Here is a 20,240-nt window from a genome sequence, read left to right as displayed (position 1 = left end):
AAAGGCTGGCTCTGAAAAGCGGAAGCGAGCTAACTCCGAGAGCGATAATAAAAGCTTATCGGAGCAGAAAAAATGAGAACTTATGCGCTTTACAGCAACCATGGTGAAATGCCGGCCTGCGGGCTTTGCGGGCAAGAGGCGGCGGCTTTTATTGCTGATTGCGGCGGTTTCAAGCTGCGGCACGGCCGTTTAGGCGCGTGGGTTTTACGGCATAATGAGCGCCGCACAGGCCAGGCATATGATGCTGATACAGAAGCCGCAGCCCGGCGGCAAGCCGCTCCGTATATTATTGAGCGAGCGCAAGAGACAGACGGGCAACTGCCTATCTCTGCCGTTTCTGAAGAGCAGGCTAATAAAGGGCTTTTAAATGGGCTTTGAGGGCTGTTTAACGGCCTTTTTTGCCGCTTAAGGATTCCAAAACCGCGTGGCAGGCTACACCCAAGGCATTCTTCACAATAGCGAGCCGGCTGATTTTTAAATAACAGGGAAACCGCTCTTCACCCGAGCACCCTGCTGCTCTATCTCCAGCGCACTCGCCCACTGAGGTCAAGGCGCGCCCTTTACTCCCCACACGGCACCGCCTTCACCGCGCCGGCAAAACGCCGTGAGTTTAGCATTTTTTAAACCGTAGAGGCTACAGTGCCTTTCATTTTTTCTTGCGCTTCAACACCAATTCTTCCGGCTTTCAATTCTTCTATCCGCCACAGCAGCTTGCGCACTCTTCTTCGATTTTTGCGTTTATTGATAGAGGGGAAATAAGCGCGAAACTGGATAAAGCAGCGCTCACCAAGGCCGTCAATAGAAACAATCTGATTTTTGCCGTCTCTTTGGGCGAGAACAAGATTCCACGGCTGCAGATTGGTGAAAGCAGCCGGCGTATCCACCACCCAGCTAAGGAAATCCGCCAGCGGTTTTTCATATTTTCCCGGCTCATTAATGATTGAGGCCAGAGTCGGCGCATAATTGCCGTCTTCCCCGCGTTCAGCTTTTACCACATGTCCCCAGCCTTCTGATGTCGCGACAAAACCCGCAGAAACAAATATATAAGGCAGCACCGGAGCCGCGGGCAAATTAAGACGCATATATTCTCTGAATTCACGAAAACTCTGCGGCAGACCGCCACCCAGAATTTTGAAGCGGCGTTTCCATTTCGGAATTCTGTCAAGATAATTTTTAACGGCACGCGGGCGCGCTACTTTAACGAAAAAATCCGGATCCTCCGGGTGGACATAAACAACACGATTGCTGCCGTAAAAAATCGGCTTGCGATTCGTTAAATCCAGAAAGTGACGCATATTCAATCTCCCGCCGCCTGACCCAAAATTGTGTAATAAACAAGCCTGGTGCGGCAAACAGCTCCTGCCTGCATTCCAACAGCCGAACATAGCCGCATCACCGCCCGGCGCAACAATCCTCTGCTGTTTATGACCTTAAGGCAGCCCTGCCGGTTTTGCAACAGCAATTTTGCGGCAACCGCCCCTGTCAGACTTTTTCACCGCGTTCAGGCGCTTTTATTCAACAAAAATGCGCGGTTTGCGCATATGGCCGCGGAAAATAACGAACAGGCCGCTAAACACAACCAGACCGGCGCCGATAAACACATATTTGTCAGGCACATCGCCAAAAACAATAAAGCCGATCAAAATAGACCATATAAGCTGCGAATAATTAAACGGCTGCAACACCGCAACAGACGCCAGTGACAAAGCTTTAATCATGCAAAAATGGGCACTGACACAAAACAGGCCCAGCGCCGCAAACAGCCAAATATCTCCCCAGGCAATTTGTGTCCAGATAAAAGGCAGCGCCGGCAGCATCAAAGCCGCTGATACGGATCCCATATAAAAAAATGAGGTTTGCGGCTGATCATAATTTGCCACCAGCCGGGTCAGCACCACATAAAAGGCAAATAGAAGCGCACCGCTTAAAGCACATAAAGTGCCGAGCGAGACAGCGCCAAAACCCGGACGCACCATTATCAAAATACCGCAAAAACCGATAATCAGGCCGACTATCCGCCGCCAGCCAATCGTTTCATGCAGGATAAACACAGCCAGAATCGTGCAAAACAGCGGATAGGCCTCATAAAGCGCCGTTGTTTCCCCCAGCCCCAGCTCACGCATACTATAAGCAGCCAGCAGCCATTGGCTCATCACCAAAGCGCCGCGCAAAAACTGCAAAACCGGCTTTTTGGTTTTAATATTGGCTTTTATCCCGCCGGGTGAGGCTGATAACAGCAAAAATGAGCCGATAAACAGCGCAAAACAGCGCGTCATAATAATAAAGCTGATCGGATAGCTGCTCACCAGGCTTTTGGTGGCAGCATCTTGCAGGGCAAACATAAAAGTGCCGGTTACCAGAAAAGCAATACCCCAGCCAAGCCGGCCTGTATCGAGATTGCCGGTTGCCGCCTCAACCGCCATTTCTGCCTGCCGCACCGGTGCCGCCGCCGCCGCTTTTGCCGGCACGCGTCCTTTATGCGCCAACAGGCGCGCCAGGCGCGCCGCCGCCGCCCCTAAGCGGCGGTGCATATTTTTGCCGCCCGGCCTGTTATCTGCTGCCGCCATACTGCTTCCTTATATTTGCTCCGGCTGCTTTTGGTCATGAATCAGCCTTGGCTTCAACAAAAATACGCGGTTTGCGCACCTGCCCGCGATAGAGCACAAATAATCCGCTCAACACCACCAGCGCCGCGCCGATAAAAACATATTTATCAGGCAAATCGCCGAAAACGGCCAAACCGACAAAAATTGACCAGACAAGCTGAAAATAATTAAACGGCTGGAGTATGGCTACCGGCGCCAGAGTGAGCGCTTTTATCATGCAAAAATGCGCCGAAACAGCAAAAAGCCCCAATAAAGCAAACAGCCAAATATCCTTTGCCGCCATATCCACCCAGACATAAGGCGCCGCCAGAGTCATCACGACAGCCGGCACGGCACCCATATAAAAAAACGAGGTCGGCGGCTGATCTGAGCCGGCCACCAAGCGGGTCAGCACCATATAAACGGCAAAAATAAACGCTCCGGCCAAAGCATAAAGCGCCCCGCCCGACATTATCCCCGCTCCGGGGCGAACCATAATAAGAATACCGATAAAACCGATAATAACCCCGCAAATGCGCCGCCAGCCTACTTGCTCATGCAAAATAAATATGGCCAGCACGGTGCCAAACAGCGGATAGGCTTCATAAAGAGCGGTAGATTCCGCCAGCCCCAGATAATGCACGCCCACCCCCGCCGCCAGCCACTGGCATGTCACCAGCAAACCGCGAAAAACCTGTAAGACCGGCCTTTTGGTTTTAATATTGGCTTTTATGCCGCCCCTGCCGGAAAAAGCCAGAAAGGCCAGCCCGGCAGCCAGAAATATCCAGCCGCGGATTAACACAATAAAACTGATAGGATAATGGTTTACCAGCGTTTTGGTCACCGCGTCCTGCCAGGCGAAAATAAAGGTCGCAATAATGACCAGAATAATGCCCAGGCCATAACGGGTTTTACCCTCTGCCTCCAGTTTCTCTACCGCAGCAGGGCAGATTATACTGTCTTTATCCGGCTTGGGCGCAGGGCCGGCGGCTTTCGCCGATTTAATAAGTTTAATATTGCTTTTTTCAGAATATTTTGTTTTTTTCATGTGTATAACTCTAAACAGGGCAGAAGCTCAGGCCCATATTCATTGCGGTTTAATAAATATACTGAAAACGCGGCGCATATAGAGCCAAAGAAACCATGGCAAAAAGTGCAAACCCCGCCATCATCACAAAAAATATCCCGCAAAGCAAGCCGGCAAAACAGCAAGCAGATTTATTCCGTTACCGGCCGCATCAAAGCGCCATCATCAAGCCAGGCTGTCATAAGGCGCATGAATTTCAATTTCATATGCGCCTGAGAGGTTCAGAAAGATAAGTGCATTGAAGGCACCAGCAACGGAAGTTTTAACCGCTTTTTCAATTTTTTCCATCTGCACTGCACTCATGCCTCTAACATAAATCAGCAAATATATTTCATCAAAATCACCATTTGCTTTATAAGTTTTGGCTTTGCTTTCTTTTTGTTCTATCAGCTTTTTTGCTTTTGCTATAATTGCCGTTGCATCAATTTTATTTGGCAGTATGAAAATATTTATAACACCATCAGTCAAGGGGAGAGTTCTACCTGTTCGGCCTATGTCTGCATCAATGCCAAAATCCTTTTTATTCGGAGGCGGTTCACCTTGGCAAAAAGCCTCAATCACCGCACTCTGATACGGAATGCAATGTTCGGCTTCAAAATCGCTCATAAGCTGCGTGCACTCTATCGCTATGGTTTTATGCTTGTCTTTTATAACAAAATCCGGGCTTTCCTGTTTTATAATTGCTACAGGCCAGCTAAACGGGAACGGTTCTCCCAGAATATAAGTTTGCAGAAAATTATATAAAACTCTATCTTCAGAGTTCCTGTAATTATTTTTTAATTTCCTTTTAAATGCTTCTGAAGCGGTATCAATTCCAGCACTATCTCTTTTTATTCCAGACGAAAAATGTTTTTTCTCTAAACTTTTAACAAGTTTAGCAATATCCTGACGGCAAAAACTGGAAGCTGTTTTATTTTTACAAGATTCCAGAATTTGCAAAGCATCATTTAAAACAGCCTCGATAGAAGCCATGCGATTTTTATTTAAATTTTTTGCACTGCTTACACTGCCCCCTGCTGCTTAAAGCAGCTTTTCCCCCAGCAAATCGAGCCATTGCCGCTCATCAATTATTTTTATGCCAAACTGCCGCGCTTTATCCAGCTTTGACCCGGCTTTTGCTCCTGCCACCACCAAATCCGTTTTGCTCGAAACACTGGAAGCCGGTTTGGCGCCGTAACGTTCGGCCATGGCTTTGGCTTCATCGCGCGACATATATTCCAGACTGCCGGTAAAAACCACAATCCGCCCGGCTACCGGTGAATCGGCGCTGACAAGCGGCTCTTCTTTCTCTACCGTGATTTCCTCCAGCAGAGAGGCCAGCACAGCGCGGTTATGCTCTTCGGCATAAAAATCTACTACCGCTTCTGCCACCACCGCGCCAATGCCTTCCACCGCCACCATTACCTGCCAGGCGGCATTGCCTTTATCTGCTTTGTCCTGCGGCTTTTCCGCCATGTTTTTGTTGCGCGGCTTTTCTGCCGCCGCAGCAGCCTGGGCAAAAGCGGCATAATTGTGATAGGCGCGCGCCAGGCGGCGGGCATTGACCTCGCCGACATGGCGGATACCCAAAGCATAAATAAAACGGCTTAAAGCAATATTGCGCCGCGCATCAATAGCATCATAAATTTTCTGTGCCGATCTGGTGCCAAAACCCTCCAGATTTTCCAGCTTTTTCAACGCATTTTTCTGCCGCTGCTGCAAAGTGAAAATATCGGCCGGGTTGCGGATACGCAAATTTTTATCTTCCACTTTGAAGAAAAACTCTGCTCTTTCCTCACCCAGGCCTTCAATATCAAAAGCATTGCGCGAAACAAAATGGCGTATGCGCTCAACCGCCTGCGCCGGGCATACCAGCCCGCCCATGCAGCGATAGACTGCCTCTCCCTCTTCCCGCACGGCATGGCTGCCGCAAACAGGACAAAGCGCAGGAAAGGTAAAAGGCTCAGTCTTTGCCGGCCTTTTGCCCGGCACAATATCAACAATTTGCGGAATCACATCACCGGCGCGCTGGACAATAACCGTGTCGCCAACGCGAATATCGCGCCCCTGGCGCAACTCTCCGCCATGCGAATCAACACCCTTAATATAATCCTCATTATGCAAGGTCGCATTGGTCACCACGGCACCGCCGACATTAACCGGAGCAAGCCGCGCCACCGGGGTGAGTGCGCCGGTGCGCCCCACCTGAATATCAATAGATTTTAAAACTGTAAAAGCTCGCTCAGCCGGGAATTTATGCGCAATCGCCCAGCGCGGCGAGCGTGAAACAAAGCCCAGCCGCTGCTGCAAAGCCAGCGCATTAACCTTATAAACCACGCCGTCAATATCATAATCCAGCCCGGCGCGACCTTCTTCAATCAGGCGATATTGCGCCAGCAATTCCGCCGCATTGCGACATAATTTTGTCAGCGGATTGGTGATAAAACCGTAAGAGCGGAAGGCTTCCATCATGCCCCATTGCGTATCAGCCGGCAAGCGGCTTACCTCCCCCCAGGCATAGGCGAAAAAACGTAAATTGCGCCCGGCCGTAATGCGGGAATCTAACTGCCGCAAACTGCCGGCTGCCGCATTGCGCGGATTGGCGAAACCCGGCAGGCCGGCCAAAGCCTGTGCGGCATTTAAAGCGGCAAAATCGGCCTTGCTCATATAAATTTCGCCGCGCACTTCCAGCACGGCTGGCGGGTTGCCGCTTAAGCGGGCGGGAATATCGGCTATTGTGCGGGCATTATTGGTTACATTTTCACCGGTCGTGCCGTCACCGCGGGTCGCCGCCTGAACAAGCGCGCCATGCTCATAACGCAGTGCTAAAGAGAGGCCGTCAATTTTCGGCTCAGCCGTAAAGTCAAGCTCTGTCTCGGCTTTAAGGCGCAAAAAGCGGCGGATACGGGCGACAAAATCTTCAACATCTTGCGCGCTAAAAGCATTATCCAGCGACAGCATCGGCAGCTTATGCGCTATTTTGGCGAATTTTTCTGAAACCGGCGCGCCGACACGGCCAAGCTCACTATCGGCCTGCAATAATTCAGCATCTTTAGCCGCGCGCTGCGTCAAAAAAGACCGCACCTCCAAGACCAGCTCGGACAGTTCCGGAAATTGTCGCTCAATGTGGGGAAAGCGCTGCTCAAAAGCCGCAAAACGCTGCGGCAGATCCGCATAAAACAGCGCCCCGGCGTTAGCTTTGCCGGCAGCAACAAGCTCACGGCAAAGCTCTTCCAGCTCCGCTTGCGCTTTTTCTTTGCTTAAATCTCCTGCGTTGACCACAAAGCTCTACCACCGGCGCTAAAAGGAAACCGTCTCAGGCGGCAATTTTCTTTGCCATAGCGCCTAATCGTCTGGCAAAACCTTTGAATTCTGCCGACCGCTCTTTCATAAAAGCGGTGCGCAAATCAGCATATTCACGGCGCAGGGCATCATATTCCGCATCAGAAATTTCAGGATTATCCTGCCCGTGATAGAGCGTATCATGGCGGGCAATTTCTTTGGCCAAATAGTGCAGTCGTGTCATAGCGAAGGCCTTTCCGTGAAATCAAGGCAGTATATACGGTTTCCATTTATAGCATATTTGCCCCGGGCAAGCAAGATATTCTCCAAGCTCACACACCCGCTGCCCGGCCTGGGGCAGATATGCGCCAAACCTGGCCGGGAAACCGGCATAAAAGCCGGCTCACGCGCCAGATTACGCCGGATTGCGGCCAAAATACGCCCATTCACGCCGGCAGACAACCCGCCAGGCCGGTTTTAAGCTATCCCCGGCTTGTCTGGCGGCTTTACTCCCGGCTATTTTGCCGCCAGCAATTTTTCTGCGGCGGCGCGCGCTTCGTCAGTAATATGTTCTCCCGCCAGCATACGGGCAATTTCTTCCTGCCGCTCCGGCACCGCCATTAGCCGGATTTGCGTGGCAAGCCGGCCTTTTTTGCCTGAATTGGGCACCGGCTGCTCTGCCTTGTTAATGAGAAAATGCGCATCAGCCCGGGCAGCCACTTGCGGTGCATGCGTTATGGCCAAAACCTGCACCCGGCTCGATAATTTTTGCAGCCTTTTGCCAATAGCATCGGCCACCGCGCCGCCAACGCCCGTATCAATTTCATCAAATACCAGGGTAGGAGCTGATGTTTTTTCAGCCACAACCACTTTCAGCGCCAGCAAAAAACGCGATAATTCCCCACCTGAGGCAGTTTTCATCATCGGCCCGGCTCTGGTGCCGGGATTGGTTTGCACCTGAAATTCCACATTATCAATACCCTCGGCGCGGCGATTTTCCTGATCCACCTGCCGATTGACAAGAAAAGCAGCGCCTTCCAGCTTCAGAGCCGGCAATTCCGCCTGCACTGCCTGCTCTAATTGTCCGGCCGCCATTGCCCGTTGCTGTGACAAAATTTCTGCCGCTTTATCATAGGCAGAGCGAGCCTTTTCCGCCTCATTTTCCAAATGTTGCAGGCTTTCTTCACCCGCCTCCAGCAAGCGCAAATCAGCAGCCATTTTTGCCTGCAATGCCGGCAAATTCTCCACCGCTACCGCATATTTCCGCGCCGCTGCCCGCAAGCTGAACAGGCGCTCTTCTACTCTTTCCATTTCCTGCGGGTCAAAATCCAGGCTGCGGCCGGCAGTCTCAATATGGTCTTGTGCTTCAGCCAGAGCCTGCAAAACTTTATCCAAAGCCTGCACAACAGGCGCCAGCAAATCCTGCGCTTCTGCCGATTTCCGCTCCAGCCGGCGAACCAGATTAGATAAAACCGGCACAGGCGATTGCGAACCCGACAACAACTCGCCTGCTTCTATAATATCACCGGCGATTTTTTCTGCTTTCATCATCAGGCTGCGGCGAGCAGACAGGCTTTCTTCTTCTCCCGCCTGCGGCGCCAGTTTTGCCAGCTCCTCCGCGCTATTGCGCAAATATTCCGCTTCTCTTGCCGCTTCTGCCATTTTCTGCCGCTGCCCGGCCAGCGCCCGTACAGCCTCTTTCCAGCTCTGATGCAAACGGCCAAGCACCGCCACTTGCGGCAGCAGGCTGCCAAAAGCGTCCAGCAAAGCGCGATGCGTTTCAATATCGGCAAAAGCACGGTCAGCGTGCTGGCCGTGAATTTCTACCAACTGGCTGCCAATAGCCCGCATAACGGCAAGGCCGGCTATTTTATCATTGATAAAAACGCGTGAGCGGCCGTCAGCCGATTGCAGGCGGCGCAAAATAATATCACCATCATCTTCCAGCCCGTTATCACGCAAAATCTGCCGCACCGGGTGGTGCAGCGGCACATCAAAAACCGCCTCTATTTGCCCCTGCTCTGCCCCATGACGCACCAGAGAAGCATCACCGCGCGCACCCAGGGCCAAAACCAGAGAATCCAGCAAAACAGATTTACCGGCCCCGGTTTCTCCGGTTAAAATAGATAAACCGCTGCCGAATTTTATCTCAAGCCTGTCAATAAGCACAATATCACGAATAGAAAGCTGAACGAGCATAACCTCATATCACTTTACTTGCGCTATTGCGACAAGCCGCTACGGCCTCAACAGCGTTTACCCGCAAGCGCGGCACCGCCACACTGCCGGCCACGGCTATAGCATCAGCATCACACCTCGGCGGGAAACACAGCAGCAAGGCAATTATCCAAACGACACAACACGCCCAGAACCCTGCCGGCGCATATAGCACATATAACAGCTTTAACAGACAAGCAGCCCCTTATCCGGGCTTTTACCGGCCTTTTCCTGCTTTTCCGTTTTGCCTGCCGCCCGTTGCCACCGCTTTTGCACTGCCGCGCACAGCAGCATCAGGCGCAATATCCTGCCCCCGGGTCACAGGGCCTGCTTCTTTTTCATCGGCTTTGCGCGAACCGAAAATTTTGGCAATCCAGCCGGTCTTATCTTCTTTCGGGCTTAAGCCTTTTTTCTGCAACAGTTTATAGGCCATTTTATACCAGACGCTTTCGGGATAATTTTGCCCCAAAGCATGCGCTGCTGCCTGCGCCTCCGAGACTATACCCATGGCATAATTAGCCTCTACCAGGCGGTAAAGCGCCTCCTCTACCTGATTCGTATTGGAATAATTTTCCACTACATAGCGAAAGCGTTTAATAGCAGCCAAATATTGGCGGCGCTCCAGATAATAGCGGCCGACCTGCATGTCCTTGCCGGCCATCTGCTCACGTGCAAAACGGATTTTGGCTTTGGCATCGCCGACATATTCCGATTTGGGGAAACGGTTCACCACCTCCTGCAAAGCCTCAGCCGCTTTGGCGGAATCCCCCTGATCATGGCTGACATCAGGTATCTGGCGGAAATAATCAAGCCCGATAACATAAAAAGCATAGGCTGTTTCATTAGATGTCGGATAAAGCGCAATATAGCGCCTGGCCATATTGATGGAATCCGTATATTTCTTCTGCTTGTAATAATTATAGGCCCCCATAATCAGCGCCTTGCGCGCCCACTCCGAATAAGGATACTGGCGGTCAATAGCGGTAAATTTTTTGGAGGCCTCTTTCAGCCGGCCGGCGTCCATATTGGCCAAAGCCTGATTGTAGAGGACATCTGGCGGCTCTTTCATTTCAACAAAATCATCGGAGCTTTTATTTTTGCCCGAGCAGCCGCCGATAATAAGGGCGCAGCCAAGCATTACAGCCGGCAAAACCTTATGACAAACACTGCGCCAGATAACAGGTAAATTTAACCGGTCAGGCATGATATATCTCCGCTTGCAACAGCTTCTGCCAAAAATCCGTAACCCACGGACAAAGGCTGCAATTATTATGCAAATCATTGGCTTAGCCGATTTTCATAGCCAAGGTCAATATCTGCCGCGCCGCTATCAGCTTTTTACACAAATTAACTTTATATTTCCCCGACACGGCACCTGTTCCGCTATAAAAACAGCAGCGGACGGCACGGCACTGCGCCCGCTTTTTGGCGCCAAAGGCCGCAACCAATAGCGACCAAACAGGTCAGGCCTGCCTGTTCTCGGTCAATTCAATTATTTCATAGGCAGTTTTATCGGCCAGTAGGGCTTTCACCGCAGCAGAATTTAACCTGTGTCCGCCAAGATAAGAGCGAAACAGGCCGATAAACGGGTGCCCCAACAAAGCCGTATCGCCCACTGCGTCCAGCGCTTTATGACGGACAAAAGCGTCCGGCGCAGTTAAAGCCTGCGGATTCATCACCGCGCCATTAGCGTCAATCACTACCGAATTTTCCTCATCTGCTCCCTGTGCCAGGCCTAAAGCGCGCAATTTCTCAGCCTCAGCCAAAAAGCCGAAAGTGCGCGCCGCTGCCAGATTGTCAGTGAAATAGCGGGGGGTTAAAGCAAATTCCAGCTTTTGACGGCCAATAGCCTTGGCGGCAAAGTCAATTTCCACCGCAAAGAGCTGCGCCGGCGCGGCACCAAAGCCAAGCGGGCAAAATTCGGCAAAACCGGCGCCCCGCTCCGCTTTAACCGCAACCGGCCTGATAATGCGCAGATAATGGCGTTTTGCCGATTGCTCTTCTATACCCGCAGCGGCAAGTGCCGCCATATAAGGCGCAGCGCTGCCGTCTAAAATCGGCACCTCACCGGCTGAGACTTCGGCCAGCACATTATCCAGGCCGCAGGCTGACAAAGCCGCCATAATATGCTCTATTGTCTCTACCCGCAGCCCTTCCCCTTTTTGCTCTCCTTCTGCCGTTAAAACCGTGCATAAATCTGCCGGCCGGCTGTAGCGGCTCAGGGCGGGGAAGTGAACAGGCCGCCCCTGCCGGTCATAACGGGCAAATATAATACCGTGATTGACGGGCGCCGGGTGCAATGTCACAACCGTTGCGGCGCCACTATGAACGCCGATACCTTCCAGCCTGATACTGCGTTTTAAAGTGGTTTGAAAAACCTGCATAATAACCCTGTCGGCCTGTTTCACTCTATTATATTTATCACTGGCGGCCGCATGAAATCAAGCACATAAGCGGAGCGGAGAAACAGATTGCGGCTGAGCCGCAACCGACCGGGCAAATTAAAGCCCCGCTCCTTATAGTTGAGGAACGGGGCTTAAGGATTAAAAACTCAAAAAGGGCAAATTAATGGCTTTGCCGGCGTAAGAAAGCCGGGATTTCCAGCTTTTCTTCCTCTTTATCTTCCTGCAGCGCCATACGCGCCTGCACCCGCTGATTGCCGTAAAGCATAGTATCCGGGCGCTGCATGGCAGCCGGACGCGCCATATTGGCCGGGCGGCCCGGCGCACGCACTGTCATCTCAGTAAAAGCCGCATCAGGCCGGCCGGCGCGGCCGTTGCGGCGGCCATTAGCCTGATTGTCAGTCTCTTCTTCTGCCGGCTCCAGCCGGGCGGCATTATCATCACCGCCGCCAAAAAAGCTCTGCAGTTTTTTGATAAAACCGCGGGCGCCGTTTACCGATTCCGCCCGTTCTTCCCTGTCTCGCGGCGAAAAATTCTGCCGCAATTCAGCAGAGAAATCTTCCCTGTCCTTAAGAGAAAAGGGATCTGCCTCGCGCTGCCCGGCCAGGCTCGGCTGCCCTGCAGCCGGCATAGTGTGCCGCGAGACAGGCTGACCCAGGCCGCCGCCACCATGAAGCGCATTAGGCGCCGGCGCATTCATAGTCATCTCTGCCGAGACACGCATAGTCTGAGCCGCGCGGGCAGAAACAGCGGCATTTTCCTCAGCCGGAGCAGCATTATCCGTTGCAATTTCCGGCGGTAATTCCGCCGGCATTGCTTCTGCCTCACGAGCAGTAACAAGACCTGAGCGATTGCCGTTAAAAGAAGCCTGTATATTCATGCGGCTCTGGCTGCCTGTATTGGCGCGCCCGCCATTGCCGGGAAACCGGCCCGCAGCCCGATTATCGCTCACGCCGGCCTCGGCATAAGAGTCTTCTGCCGCTTCTTTATCGGCGTCAAAATCCTCTTCTTCATCATAACCGATATTAGCCGGAGCTACTGCCGCTGCTGCTACAGCCGGAGAGTCTTTTTTTAAAAGCGAAGCGGCGGCCTGCCCTGCCGACAAAGCGGCAGAACCGACAAAATCATTACTGCCGACAGCATCGGCAGAGCGGGCATCAATGCCGGTTGCTACCACGGAAACGCGAATAATGCCTTCCAGCGCTTCATCAATAATGGCACCGAAAATAACATTGGCGTCCGGGTCTACTTCCTCGCGAATACGATTAGCCGCTTCATCTACCTCAAACAAAGTCATATCGCGCCCGCCGGTGATAGAAATCAGCAGGCCGCGCGCCCCGCGCATTGAGGTTTCGTCCAGCAGCGGATTGGCAATGGCTGCTTCCGCCGCCGCCAGTGCCCGGCCATTATCAGAAGCCTCGCCTGTGCCCATCATGGCTTTGCCCATTTTCTGCATAACCGAGCGCACATCGGCAAAATCCAGATTAACCAGGCCTTCATGCACCATTAAATCGGTAATAGAGGCCACACCGGAATATAAAACCTGATCAGCCATAGAAAAAGCATCGGCAAAAGTTGTTTGCTCCGTGGCGATACGAAACAAATTCTGATTGGGAATGACAATCAATGTATCGACATTTTTCTGCAATTCCTCAATGCCTGCCTCTGCCGTTTTCATGCGGCGCTGCCCTTCAAAATGAAAAGGTTTGGTCACCACTCCGACAGTCAAAATACCCTTTTCGCGCGCCGCGCGGGCAATAACCGGCGCCGCCCCGGTGCCGGTGCCGCCGCCCATGCCGGCGGTTACAAAAACCATATGCGAGCTGCCCAGATGATCCATAATTTCATCAAGGCATTCTTCGGCCGCTTCGCGGCCGATTTCAGGGTGAGAACCGGCGCCTAACCCGTCTGTCGCATTGACACCCAGTTGAATGCGTCTTTCCGCTTTGGACATGGTCAAAGCCTGGGCGTCCGTATTGGCGACGACAAATTCAACACCCTGCAACCCGGCATTGATCATATTATTGACAGCATTGCCGCCGCCGCCGCCGACACCAAAAACACTAATACGCGGCTTAAGCTCGGTTATATCCGGCTTTTGCAGTTGGATTGTCATAGTCTTACCTCTCTCACCATTGCCCGCGCCAAAAATGCCTTTGAGACGCGAAATTCCGTTGCGTTAAAAACCTTTAAAAACCTTCACACAGCCGTTAACCGACTGTAAAAACCGCTGACCTGCCTTTTTCAATTTTTTGCCCGGTTCATATTCTGCCCCCGACAAGTTAAATTCCTGTTCAGAAAACCCCAAAGATTGCGGATAAACAGACAGGCCGGCCAGAGCGGCATAAGCACCGCTGCGCGCCTCCAAAGGCAGGCCGGAAATCCCCAATGGGCGGCCAATACGCGGCTTTATCCGGCAAATCATGTGCATAATATCGGGCAGGCCGGCAAGCTGTGAAGCGCCGCCGGTCAAGACCAGCCGCTGCCCCGCAACCGGGCGAAACCCGGCGCGATTACTGCGATCGCGCACCATTTCGCCGATTTCCTCCACCCTGGCGCGGATAATTTTTGCCAGCTCCTTGCGGCTAAAGCGCCGTGTCCCGGCATAAGCAGGCCTATTGACAGCAATATAACTGTCATCACTGCCGGCATAATCCGCAACAGATCCATGCATAATTTTCAACCGCTCCGCTTCTTCTATCGAAATGGCAAGCCCCTGGGCAATATCGGCGGTAATATGCTGCCCGCCAACAGGAAGACTATCCGCATGGACAAATTTCCCCTTACGAAAAATCGCAAAAGAGGTTGTGCCGCCGCCAAAATCTACACATGTAGCGCCAAATATTGTTTCCTCACGCAGCAAAGTGGAAAGTGCGGCCGCATAAGGCGTGGCCACCAGCGCCTCCACTTTCAGATAAGCGCGATTAAGGCAATGCTCCAGATTGCGCGCTGCCCCCGTATCAACCGCCAGGCAATGCATATCAATGCCGAGCTGCGTGCCGGCCATATTGCGCGGATCTTCCAGGCCGCGATCTTCGTCCAGGGTGAAGGCCAAAGGCACGGCGTGAATAATCGGCCGCTTTACGGCCCGGCGCGCCACACAGGCTGCGGCAATAACGCGGCGTATATCGGCCAGCTCAACCCGCTCTTCATTCAGGGTAATTTTCGCCTCAAGCCGCTCACTTTTCATATGCCGGCCGGAAAAATTGACAATAATCGATTTCACCATCAAACCGGCCATACGCTCGGCCGCATCAATAACCTTGCGCACAACCTGCTCAGCCGCAGCAATATCGATAACCAGGCCGGCGCGTATACCGCGCGATTGCCGCGCCGCAAAACCGAGAACTTCCACTTTATGGGTGCGCCAGGGCAAATGCAATGTCTTGTGCAGCGGCACAAGCCGGGCAATCAGGCAGGATATTTTGCTGGAACCCATATCCAGAACCGTCAATAATCCGGTCTTCTGCCCGGAGGCAGCCTGCTCAAACAGGGAAGAAGAAACAATATTCATGCTCTCCCCCCGTTTTTCAAAGCTTTTTCACGCTTTTCTGCCGCAGCTACTGCCTGTAGACGGCGCGCATAGGCTTCAGCCCCTAAAGCTACGGTAATCCGGTCTTCAAGCCGCAAATCCAATTCTTCTATATCGCGACCAAACAGGCCGGTGCGGCGATCCATAGCGGCAGCCAGCTCCAGCCGGGCAAAAGGCTCTTTCTCCGGCAGTTTAATCCGCAGGCCATTATCCAGCAAAATATCCCAACGGCGATCGGCAACGCGAATATAAGCGCGGGCGCGGGCGCCAAGCTCAGGAAATTGCCGCATGGCAGCCAGAAAAGCCGGCGCGGCCCCAGCCGCTCCTTCGCCGACAAAAAACGGCAGGCCTCGCCCTTCTGCCCGGCTATAAGGCACAATAACCTGCCCCTGTTCGTCAATAATATCCACCGCACCCGCTTTTTGCCACACAGCAAAAGCCCGCTTTTCTGTCAGCGCCACAGCCAGCCTGTCGGGGTAAATTTTATGCACAGAGACATGCTCAACCCATGGCAGGCGCGCCAGCACGGCCTGCGCCTCATCAATATTCAAAATCGGCAGGGAAGTGTCACCATCAAGCCCCAAAGCCTGGAGCACATCAATTTCAGAAACCCGCTTATTGCCGCTTATCTGCACTTTATCGACACCCAGCCCGACAGCAGAACCCGCCAGCTTCAAAGCCTGCCAGCCATGACCGCCAATAACCAGCCCCCAACAGCCCATACCGGCAATAAGGCCGACCATGGCAATCGAGCCGGCATGACGCGGAATATGCACAGTGCCGCCTATATGGTTTAAAAAGACGCGATAACGCTGCCAAAAACGCATTATATTTGCCCGCTTGACCAAAATATTTCCCATTACCTGCCCGGCAGCACCGCCGGGCCAAAACCCGCCCGCCGGCCGTAAATCATATAAACTCCCGGCGGCGGCATTGCCTCTCAGCCAATGCTGCGCAAACGGCAAGACAAACACATTTTGCCTGTGTTTTATCTGGCACATGATGCGTCCTCTGCCGCAAAGCGCACAACATCAACAAAGCTGTAGCCTGAAGCCCTGGCAATATCAGGCACAAGAGAAGTTGGTGTCATACCCGGCTGCGTATTAAGCTCCAGCCACACAGGCAGCAGGCCTTCCTGTTCGTCATAACGAAAATCCGACCGGCTAATACCGCGACAGCCCAGAGCACAATGCGCCGCCAGACTCATTCTTTGTATATTTTGGTAAATATTTGATGAAATTTTTGCCGGGCAAACATGTTTTGAGCCGCCGGGCGCATATTTTGCTTCATAATCATAAAAACTATAGCCGCCGTCAGGCACAATTTCACAAACATCGAGCGCCTTGCCGTCCATTACCGCACAGGTCAGCTCGCGCCCGGGAATATAGGCTTCTGCCATTATCTCATCGCCATAGCGCCAGTCATCGGCATAAAGCAGCGCCGGCGGCACTGCGCCCTCCCGCACAATCACCACGCCAAAGCTGGAGCCTTCCCTCACCGGCTTGACAACATAAGGCAGCGGCAGCGGGTGGCCGGCGCGCAAATCAAAACGGTTCATCACCGCCGAGGGCGCAATATGAACCCCGGCAGCGGCGGCAATAATCTTGGCTGCTGCTTTATCCATAGCCAGGGCAGAAGCCAGAACACCTGAATGCGTATAGGGAATTTGCAAATATTCCAATATGCCCTGAATAGTGCCGTCTTCGCCAAAAGGGCCGTGCAGCGCATTAAAGGCCAGATCAGGCTTTAATTCTGCCAGTCGCAAAGCAATATCGCGCCCGACATCAACAGATGAAACCCGGTAACCCAGCTCTTCCAGCGCGCCGGCGCAGGCTTTGCCTGAGGCCAGACTGACAGGACGCTCAGGCGACAGCCCGCCCATCAAGACAGCAACATGTTTTTCTGCCATGGTCAAACCTCTCCCGGTTCGGCTGATCAAAAAATGCAATAGACCCCATTGGAACAGGCGTAAAACCCGTGTCCGGCAAGCGAATCACAACGGCCCGTCCTTTCTCTAAAGAATCAGAGATTTGGCCGAAAGCCAAGCCCCCTTGCCTTTGCCTTGCCCGCCGCAAACGGGCTAAAAAGACTCATCATACTGAAAAGATTCGCGAAAAAAATTCTGCTCTTTTTACATAAAATATCGCGGCAACAGCGTCTGAAAAATAATTCGGAAACAACAACGCCATACTCTGATTCAACCCAGCCCCGTGCGACCGGAGAGTCGAATAAACAAAACAGATGAATCAGTTGCAGAAGGGCAAAAACAAGTATTGCCTGAAACAGCAAAAGCACAAGCTAAAAAACGGGCCGGCAGCAAATGAGCCCGGCTTCATGGCAAAAAAGCAACATTTGCTACTATATTGCCGGCTGAATTGCGCATTATATTAGCGTATAATTATATTTATATAATCCGCTTATTTATAGGCAAAGTGATAATTTCTTTTGGCGGTGCCGATAGCGGCCGGCCGCGCAGCTTTTAGCTGCTCTGCCGTAATCTCCGGCTTGTAAAAGACAGCTTCTGTGTGTTCATCATAATATTGAACCGTTTATAGACCTCTTTTCCTTTTTATTTGCTGCTCTTTGCTTCAAAATGTCGGCAGGATTGATTGCCCGGGCAAAAACTGCCCTAATCTTTTAATTTCCCATTGCAGCTTTATGCCGCAATGCTCAAAAACACGGCAGCGCACAGTCTCCCCCAGCATTTCCAAATCATAGGCTGTCGCAGTGCCGGTATTGATCATAAAATTACAATGCAGGGGTGACATTTGCGCCCCGCCAATGGTCAGGCCGCGGCAGCCGGCCGCGTCAATCAGCTTCCAGGCTGAATGCCCCGGCGGATTTTGAAAAGTGGAGCCGCCGGTTTTTTCACGTATTGGCTGCACAGCCTCACGATGGCTTTGCACCGCCGCCATTGCCGCCCCAATCTGCTCTTTATCAGCCTTTTCCCCTTCAAACAGCGCTTTGGTAAAAATCAAATCGGCCGCGGCCTTTGCCTGGCGATAAGAAAAGCCCATATCCTGCCGTGTCAGCACATGTTTTTTCCCTGCCCTGTCCAGCGCGTGAACCTCCAGCACCCTTGCCGCCGTCTCACAGCCATTGGCGCCGGCATTCATGCGCAGGGCACCGCCTACACTGCCGGGAATACCGTGATAAAATTCCAGACCGCCAATCCCGGCTGCCAGCGCCGCTGCTGCCAGCCGCTTATCTGAGGCCGCAGCGCCGGCCAAAAGCCGCATTGCCCCCGCCGGCTCTATGTGACCAAAGCCTTTGGCCGGCAGGCGCAGCACCACGCCTTTTATGCCGCCGTCCCGCACCAGCAGATTAGAGCCAATGCCAACCACAGTCAGCGGCACAGAGCGCGGCAGCCCGGCCAGAAATTGCGCCAGATCCTCCTCATCAGCGGGCTGGTAGAAGAGCTCAGCCAAACCGCCGGTGCGAAACCAGGTGATTTTGCTCATTTCCGCCCCGGCCTGAACCTGGCCGCGCATTTTTGCCCGCATAGAGCGCAGCGCTGCGCTTTGCCATAAAGCCGCGCCGTCAATCGCCTGAAACTGCCCCATATCCAACCCTTTTCATGCTCCCTCATGCCCTGCGCCGCCTTAATCTTTGCGCGCTTCTCCCTGCACGATCCCCGCCGCTGCGCCTTCCCCATTCAGCTCTTTCGGCACGGCTTCCGCCCATTGGGTAATATTACCGGCGCCTAAAAACACCACACAATCGCCGTTTTTTGCCACTGCGCGGATAAATGGCGCCACCGCCTCTACCCCGCTTAGGGCACGCGCTTCAAGCCGCCCGGCCCGCTGTATTTTTTCTACCAGATGTATGCTGTCAACGCCGGCTATCGGTTCTTCGCCGGCAGCATAAACCGGAGCAATGGCGACATAGTCGGCCTCATCAAAACAGGCGGCAAAATCATCAAACAGGCTGGCAAGACGACTGTAGCGATGCGGCTGCATAATCGCAATGACCTTATGCTCTCCCGCCACCTCGCGCGCAGCGCGCAAAACCGCCTTTATTTCTACCGGGTGGTGGCCGTAATCATCAAAAAACTCTACTCCCTGCCAGCTACCGGTATGGGTAAAACGGCGTTTTACCCCGCCAAAGGATAACAGGCCTTTTTTAATAGCTTCAGCCTTTACCCCCAGCTCATGCGCCACCGCAATCGCTGCCGTGGCATTGGAAATATTGTGCACGCCCGGCATTGGCAAAGCAATATTTTTTATCACCTTTTCTTTATCACCCTTGCGCCGGCAAATGATAACATCAAATACAGATTTCGCCCCTTCGCGCCGTATATTGGCAAAACGCACATCAGCGCGGCTGTCAGCGCCGTAAGTGATAATGCGGCGGTCAGTAATAGAGCCGGCCAAAGCCCGCACTTGCGGGTGGTCAATACATAAAACGCCAAAGCCGTAAAACGGCACATTTTCGACAAACTGGCAAAAAGCCCGGCAAACTTTGTCATAAGAACCGTAATAATCCAAATGTTCGGGGTCAATATTAGTGATTACTGCAATATCGGCCGGCAATTTTAAAAAACTGCCGTCACTTTCATCAGCCTCCACCACCATAAAATCGCCGCTGCCCAAATAGGCATTAGTGCCGCGGGCATTGATAATACCGCCATTGATAACGGTCGGGTCAAGCCCGCCGGCCTCCAGCAAAGCCGAGACCAGCGACGTTGTGGTGGTTTTGCCATGCGTGCCGCCTATCGCCACCGCCTGACGAAAACGCATCAGCTCAGCCAGCATTTCCGCCCGCCGCACAATCGGCAAATATCTGGCGCGCGCGGCTTTATATTCGACATTATCGGGTTTGACCGCGCTGGAAATCACCACCACTTCAGCCGCCCCCAGATTTGCCGCCTGATGGCCGATAAAAATTTTTATCCCTTTGGCGGCAAGGCGTCTGGTCAAGCCGTTTTCCGTCTGGTCAGAGCCTTGCACCTGATAGCCCAGATTATGCAGCAGCTCGGCAATGCCGCTCATGCCGATACCGCCAATGCCGATAAAATGGATAAGGCCGATATTTAACGGCATTTTCATAAGGACACTCCTCGCTTTGCTTCGTTTCTCTCATTTCCTGCCGCTGCCGGCACGGCAGGGGGCAGAATTTGCCCTGAAGGCTCGCCCCCCTTTGACTGTCGAATCCGG

At 52.9% G+C, this 20,240-nt stretch carries 14 protein-coding genes and 2 pseudogenes; 1 reads left to right on the top strand and 15 read right to left on the bottom strand.

All coding sequences use genetic code 11. The annotated features are described in order from the left end of the window. The first annotated feature begins 72 nt into the window (after window positions 1-72). A complete protein-coding gene (locus DPQ22_RS02305) occupies window positions 73-378 on the top strand; it encodes a hypothetical protein (RefSeq protein WP_150212965.1) in 306 nt (101 codons plus the stop codon). A 242-nt stretch (window positions 379-620) separates the two neighbouring features. Here DPQ22_RS02305 and DPQ22_RS02300 read toward each other — a convergent pair whose 3' ends face one another. The 15 genes and pseudogenes from DPQ22_RS02300 to murC all read right to left on the bottom strand — a co-directional run bounded on the left by DPQ22_RS02300 (window position 621) and on the right by murC (window position 20,132). Beyond that, window positions 621-1,295 (bottom strand): YrbL family protein, encoded by a 675-nt coding sequence (locus DPQ22_RS02300; RefSeq protein WP_190323097.1) that lies wholly within the window; start codon window positions 1,293-1,295, stop codon window positions 621-623. Between the two features lie 216 nt (window positions 1,296-1,511). Beyond that, on the bottom strand, window positions 1,512-2,567 hold the full coding sequence (locus DPQ22_RS02295) for a DMT family transporter (protein WP_150212963.1): 1,056 nt from the start codon (window positions 2,565-2,567) through the stop codon (window positions 1,512-1,514). Between the two features lie 34 nt (window positions 2,568-2,601). Then, window positions 2,602-3,633 (bottom strand): DMT family transporter, encoded by a 1,032-nt coding sequence (locus DPQ22_RS02290; protein ID WP_150212962.1) that lies wholly within the window; start codon window positions 3,631-3,633, stop codon window positions 2,602-2,604. 204 nt (window positions 3,634-3,837) lie between these two features. After that, window positions 3,838-4,644, bottom strand: coding sequence for a hypothetical protein (locus DPQ22_RS02285; RefSeq protein ID WP_150212961.1), 807 nt, complete (start codon window positions 4,642-4,644; stop codon window positions 3,838-3,840). Window positions 4,645-4,692: 48 nt separating this feature from the next. Then, the gene (gene ligA, locus DPQ22_RS02280) at window positions 4,693-6,933 is read right to left on the bottom strand and encodes an NAD-dependent DNA ligase LigA (protein WP_246681436.1); all 2,241 of its coding nucleotides are present in this window, start codon (window positions 6,931-6,933) and stop codon (window positions 4,693-4,695) included. Between the two features lie 34 nt (window positions 6,934-6,967). Further along, the gene (locus DPQ22_RS02275; RefSeq protein WP_150212960.1) at window positions 6,968-7,177 is read right to left on the bottom strand and encodes a DNA ligase LigA-related protein; all 210 of its coding nucleotides are present in this window, start codon (window positions 7,175-7,177) and stop codon (window positions 6,968-6,970) included. Between the two features lie 272 nt (window positions 7,178-7,449). Next, on the bottom strand, window positions 7,450-9,132 hold the full coding sequence (gene recN / locus DPQ22_RS02270; RefSeq protein WP_150212959.1) for a DNA repair protein RecN: 1,683 nt from the start codon (window positions 9,130-9,132) through the stop codon (window positions 7,450-7,452). Between the two features lie 382 nt (window positions 9,133-9,514). After that, window positions 9,515-10,288 (bottom strand): annotated as a pseudogene (locus DPQ22_RS02265) (outer membrane protein assembly factor BamD); the annotation flags it as partial. Between the two features lie 325 nt (window positions 10,289-10,613). Beyond that, window positions 10,614-11,534 (bottom strand): UDP-3-O-acyl-N-acetylglucosamine deacetylase, encoded by a 921-nt coding sequence (lpxC, locus tag DPQ22_RS02260; RefSeq protein WP_150212957.1) that lies wholly within the window; start codon window positions 11,532-11,534, stop codon window positions 10,614-10,616. A gap of 1,156 nt (window positions 11,535-12,690) precedes the next feature. Beyond that, window positions 12,691-13,668 (bottom strand): annotated as a pseudogene (gene ftsZ / locus DPQ22_RS09405) (cell division protein FtsZ); the annotation flags it as partial. 63 nt (window positions 13,669-13,731) lie between these two features. After that, the gene (gene ftsA / locus DPQ22_RS02250) at window positions 13,732-15,066 is read right to left on the bottom strand and encodes a cell division protein FtsA (protein ID WP_150212955.1); all 1,335 of its coding nucleotides are present in this window, start codon (window positions 15,064-15,066) and stop codon (window positions 13,732-13,734) included. After that, on the bottom strand, window positions 15,063-16,085 hold the full coding sequence (locus DPQ22_RS02245; RefSeq protein WP_150212954.1) for a cell division protein FtsQ/DivIB: 1,023 nt from the start codon (window positions 16,083-16,085) through the stop codon (window positions 15,063-15,065). The genes ftsA and DPQ22_RS02245 overlap by 4 nt, the downstream gene beginning before the upstream one ends. Further along, window positions 16,073-16,993: a D-alanine--D-alanine ligase gene (locus DPQ22_RS02240; protein ID WP_150212953.1), complete on the bottom strand. Its 921-nt coding sequence runs from the start codon at window positions 16,991-16,993 to the stop codon at window positions 16,073-16,075. Before DPQ22_RS02240 ends, DPQ22_RS02245 begins: the two co-directional genes overlap by 13 nt. Window positions 16,994-17,672: 679 nt before the next feature. Further along, window positions 17,673-18,647 (bottom strand): UDP-N-acetylmuramate dehydrogenase, encoded by a 975-nt coding sequence (gene murB, locus DPQ22_RS02235; RefSeq protein WP_150212992.1) that lies wholly within the window; start codon window positions 18,645-18,647, stop codon window positions 17,673-17,675. Between the two features lie 39 nt (window positions 18,648-18,686). Beyond that, window positions 18,687-20,132, bottom strand: coding sequence for a UDP-N-acetylmuramate--L-alanine ligase (murC, locus tag DPQ22_RS02230; RefSeq protein WP_150212952.1), 1,446 nt, complete (start codon window positions 20,130-20,132; stop codon window positions 18,687-18,689). Window positions 20,133-20,240: the final 108 nt, after the last annotated feature.

Origin of the sequence: Candidatus Tokpelaia sp. (assembly GCF_008636115.1) — a bacterium.
Taxonomy (GTDB): Bacteria; Pseudomonadota; Alphaproteobacteria; order Rhizobiales; family Rhizobiaceae; genus QLZD01.
This window is presented reverse-complemented; position numbering and strand designations above follow the sequence as displayed.